Annotated in this window: 2 protein-coding genes and 1 pseudogene; all 3 read right to left on the bottom strand. The window is 68.3% G+C overall.

Translation table 11 applies throughout. The annotated features are described in order from the left end of the window. Nucleotides 1–1,178: pseudogene (locus ACIQ8J_RS35860) on the bottom strand (protein phosphatase); the annotation flags it as partial. Continuing rightward, entirely contained in the window at nucleotides 1,175–1,600 is a 426-nt protein-coding gene (locus ACIQ8J_RS35855; RefSeq protein WP_403278368.1) for a DUF6507 family protein, read from the bottom strand. The gene ACIQ8J_RS35855 and the pseudogene ACIQ8J_RS35860, both read right to left, overlap by 4 nt. Before the next feature lie 89 nt (nucleotides 1,601–1,689). Then, the coding region (locus ACIQ8J_RS35850) for a pore-forming ESAT-6 family protein (protein ID WP_403278367.1) at nucleotides 1,690–1,965 on the bottom strand (276 nt) is incomplete at its 5' end.

Here is a 1,965-nt window from a genome sequence, read left to right as displayed (position 1 = left end):
CCGAGCTTGATGTCGTTGAGGTGTCCGAGGCCGGGGAGGGCGTCTTTGTAGGTGCCGGTGTAGATGTTTTTGAGTCCGCTGAGGAGGTCGCCGACTTTGACGATGCCGAGTTTGCCGGCTTTGGCGACGTAGGTCATGGGGTCGACGACTTTGGCGACTTTGCCGGTGACGGAGAGGACTTTGGCGACGGCGCCGGTTTTGGCGGCGGTGCCGGAGCCGCCGGTGAAGACGGTGGTCAGGACGTTGAAGGTGACGGATCCTGCGGCGCGGGCGGGGTTCTTGCCCCATTCGTCCCAGGCGACGAGTGCTTTGCCGGTCTCCTTGACCGCGGTGCGCGAGTCGCGGAGCCAGCTGGGGAGGGATTTGTCGGGTGCGGCCCAGTAGAGGCCGGCGAGGGGGGTGGAGGTGATGGCGAGGCCGGTGGCGAGTTTGGCGAGGCCGGTCCAGGCCTGGCCGGCTTTGTCCCAGCCGTCGGTGCCGACGAGGGTGCCGAGGCCTTTGACGGTGCCCCAGATCCCGTCGACGATGAAGCCGTCCCATACGAAGCTTTTGACCTGGTGCCAGACCCAGGCGAGGCCGGTGTATTCGCGTTCGGCGTGGCCGCCCCAGGGGGTTTCCTCGGCGTGTTTGAGGGCGTCTTCGGAGTAGCCGTACATGCCGTCTTTGTGGCTGCCGTCGTCGGTGGTGAGTTTGCTGCCGCCGACGAGGGCGGTGATTTTGTCGTGGCAGGTGCGTTCGGCGGCGGTGAACGCGGCGACGGCGGCGGCGACGTCGTTCATGAGGCGTTCGTTGTGGTCGACCTTCTTCTGGTCGCGCCGCCAGTGGTCGTCGCCGGCGATGCTGTCGGTGAACGCGAAGGCCTCGGTGCGCAGGCCGGCCAGTCTGTCGACGATGGGCCGGACCTCGCCCTCGTACGCGGTGAGGGCGGCGGCTGCTTTTTCGAGGTCGCCGGCGAAGGAGTCGGCTCTGGTTTTGACGGGGAGGGTGGTGGCGAACAGCTGGTCGGCCTCGGGGGCGTGGTAGCAGGCGGACAGGCCCTGGAACTCGGTATGGACGTTGGAGGCGCCGTCGCGGAAGTCCCCGGCCTGCTTGGTCAGCGCGGCGGCGTCCTTGGTGAGCTGTTCGAGGTTGCCGGTGAACAAGGGAATCCCACCGGGCTCGATGACATCCTTGCTCACTTCGAGCCCCCCGCCGCCGTCGTCGGGTCGACGGGTTTGCCGTCGGGGCCCATCTCCTGGCCCTGGTCGTTGATGACGGGTTCCCTGACGGCCTGCGCCTGCTTGTTCGCGGCCATCGCGAGGTCACCGTGGACATAGGCGGTCGTCGCGTCGAACGCGCCCTGGAGCGAGTGCCCGGTGCGTACGGCGATGTAGCCGAGGTCCTGGGCCTTGTGCTGCATGAACTCACCCAGCGCCGCGCCGACCGGCCCGGTCGGCGGCTCGATCCCGCAGTACGGGCCGGAGATGGTGCCCGCCGAGGACGACGCCGACTTCAGGCTCTCCTGCATCCCGGTACCGGCCTTCGACATGTCCTCTGCGGCATGCCCCGCCTTCTGCAGCACACCCGACACCCCGGCCGGCGAAATATCCCAGCTACCCACCGCACACCACCCCCGTAAACCCACACCCACACACCACCGTCATACGCCCTGACCGGGCCGGACTACGCCGCAGCCGGGCTGAACTGCGCTCAGCCGATGGCGTCGACGGCCGACTTCGCCTTGGACAGCGTGGACTGCGCGGTCCCGTCGTTGAGTTCCAGCGTGCCGCGCACGAGCCGGATGATGTCGCGGACCTCGCCCGCGGCCTTGTTCCACCGCAGTTCCTTGCCGTGGTACTCGTCCGAGACACCGTCGGCGGTGAACTCGGCCATCGCGGCCTTCACGGCCCGGTCCCGCTCACCCAGCACCCGCTCCAGGTGCCCGATGATCCCGGCGAGGCCGCCCTGGACCTCGGTGGAGGCACC

It is taken from the genome of Streptomyces sp. NPDC094147 (genome assembly GCF_044764265.1).
Lineage (GTDB): Bacteria > Actinomycetota > Actinomycetes > Streptomycetales > Streptomycetaceae > Streptomyces.
This window is presented reverse-complemented; position numbering and strand designations above follow the sequence as displayed.